The organism is Endozoicomonas sp. SESOKO4, assembly GCF_024606275.1.
In genome coordinates, this window is the sequence record NZ_JAHHPS010000288.1 from 1 (window position 1) to 2754 (window position 2754).

The 2754-nt window shown below is 47.3% G+C and carries 2 protein-coding genes; both read left to right on the forward strand.

What is annotated here, in order from left to right:
• On the forward strand, positions 1-1869 hold a 1869-nt coding region (locus KDK16_RS05425), incomplete at its 5' end, for a DUF4116 domain-containing protein (protein WP_257275037.1).
• Positions 1870-2047: 178 nt separating this feature from the next.
• Positions 2048-2754: PEP/pyruvate-binding domain-containing protein (locus tag KDK16_RS13505; protein WP_257275038.1), on the forward strand; the 707-nt coding region annotated here is incomplete at its 3' end.

The following is a 2754-nucleotide window of genomic DNA, read 5'->3' on the forward strand; positions in this document are numbered from 1 at the left end:
CTGGATTGTCTGGCAAACCCCATAAAATTAAGCATGTCGCCACAACGATCAAAACGACTGGCTGAGACGAGGGATAACGTAAGTCGGCTAATTCATGGTGCTGAAGCACTGTTGAAGGGTTATCGGGCCTTTTTGCTGCTGGCGGGCGACAACAGTCCACCCAAGGTCAAGCGATTGCTGAAAGAATTACCGCAACTGAACAACCGGTTCGAGTTGCTGAAAAAGACTATCCGATCCCATTCAAAGAGTATCATTCTGCCCATACAAGCCTCAGAAGACGGGCTGCTATCCCGGGGAATGTTTCGTTCGTGGATGGCAGGCTGCCATCAGCTGCAATCCTGTCTTCAGGCTCTCAACCCTGAGAGGGCTGAGAAGGTGCAGAGTGTCCATGAGCTGATTTTTGCCTTGCATCAGCGTTTTGTAGAGGCATTGGCACCGATCACTCTGGCTTCGCGTCAGGGCAGGATCTTCACGAAAAAGGACATCACCTATGTTGATTGTACGACTCCGGGTGTGTTGGGTGAAAAGTCACCGCTATTGAGGCCGTCTGGCAAAGAATACATGGAAGATTTAGGGCTTTCAGGGATTGTAATCAGTATGGATGAAGCCTCGATTGTTAACCTGAATCTTGGAAGTCATGTGGGCCTTATAGAGCTACTTGAACACGCGGAGGGGGGTAAAGGACGAACCTTGCGGCTGACATTTTCTGACAAATTTGATCGACCTGGTGACGATGGTAAATCCGGTAAGTTAAGGCGTATGTGGTTTCTGGGGCAATTATTGAAAGAGATCAAACTGGATAAAAATACCGATAACATGAAGCTGGGTTGTAACGCCGTAGCAGGTGAAATGACCGTCGAATGCTCCCGAATGACCTCACCGAAAATCATGCAGGATGCCTTTGAAAAACTGATCAAGGTGTTACGTGCTATGTACAATCTGGATCGTCAGTTTGGGAACAAGCCCATTTTTGAAGGAGGTCAGTGGGACTTTAACTTGCTTGCACAACGCCTTAATCGTGACGTTGCGACAGAAGCGGATAGATTTGCCTTTCAACATTGCCTTTTCTTAATGTCTTATCGGAGTGGAGGGGGGTGGTACACTTCTGCCGCTTGTCGCAGCTTATTAAGCAAACACCACCAACAGTTTGTTCGTCATGCCCGGCGGTTAGGTGAGTGTCAGTGGTCAGTGTTTCTTCGGGAAAAACCGGAAGACAGTCTGCGGGAAATGTTAATGAGTGATGCGATCAGTGAGGACACCCGCAGGGAGCTCTTACATCATTTTTTATTATTAAATCCTAAAAGCGCTACCAGATTGGTTGAGCAGGTGTATGGCCTGGGAAATCAATGCTTTGTTATCAATCCATCTTACCGTTACCGATTGGAGTTTTATGCGCCACCGGGCCCATCATTTGGGGATCATAAAGAAAAGGTCATGAATGCCCTGCGCAAGCATGGGCTGGAATATGCCAGCCAACGGGTTCGTAATGATAAAGACTTTGTATTACACGCCATTTCAGAACATCCCCTGGAACTGCAATATTTGAGTGAAAAGCTGAGGGATAACAGAGATATCGTCGTGGCTGCGGTCGAAAAGTATCCCTGGGCTCTGCGTTATGCAAGTGAAAGACTCCGAACTGATAAAGACATTATTCGAATGGCCATTGCTGATAGTATTGATACCTTATCATTTGCCAGTGAAAAGGTATTGAGTGATCGCGAGTATATGCTGGACTTAATTGCAAAGAATGCTCGAGCTTTCATATATGTTGCTTCCGGGCTTAAAGATGATACCGCTTTTATCGAGGCTGCAAAACAAAGAAACCCCGAAGTTCTTGAATACGCCGCATCATCTGCGAATAAGGTCTGATCTATCCAGACAAGGTTCCCCACTACAAACCATGTTGCCTGCTTGTTGTGGTTCTTTCTATTGCTTGCTTCAGGCCGACGAGTGAATTTTATGAAAACATCATGGTCAAAAGAAAGTAATTAATTAAAGCGGAAGCTACTAAATCATGGGTGAATATTAACTTAAAAGGGATATTGTTGTGTTACCTGCCGAATTTGACAAATCACATCACCACGTACTGACAAAGAATCCAATTCAGGATACCGAGGCCAGTAGTCCATTCCAAAGTCATTTCGGTGGTCCTGATACCACTGGCGTTGCGATCGACGAAACGCCACTGGCCAAGCGCATCTGCAGAGCCAGCAGTTTATCTTTTTCAGATCAGGCTGCTGACTATTCTCCATCCAACCGGAAACAACTTGGGGGTAAGGGAATGTTTTTGCAGCGTATGCAGGCAATAGAAGTGCCTGTGCCACCGTTCAAATGTGTTACAGCCCGGGCAATGAATGCACTTGAACAACACCCGCTGGATACCCATTGTTTAGCGCGCTACCTCCAGGGGATTGTCCCTGAACCAGAGGCGGAGTGCAGTCTGATGAAGATCAGGGAACTCCTCAATACCCTGCCACCTTCAGAGCAAGACAAAAGGAATGAATGGCTGGAGGGTCTGGCGACCTTTGTTGCCAGCAGTGACTTTTACGAACAGGTTAAAGATTCTGAAGTGGCCCGGCATATGAGAGATCTGCGCAGTCAACTGATCGGTCTCTCGACATCACAGCCGTTGATTGTTCGCAGTTCCGGCATCAACGAAGACGACTATGGCGATGCCCAGGCGGGTAAATACCTCTCTCAAGTTCAGGGAGAAGAGGATGTTTTGCGTACCTGTCTTAAGGTCATGGCCTCAGG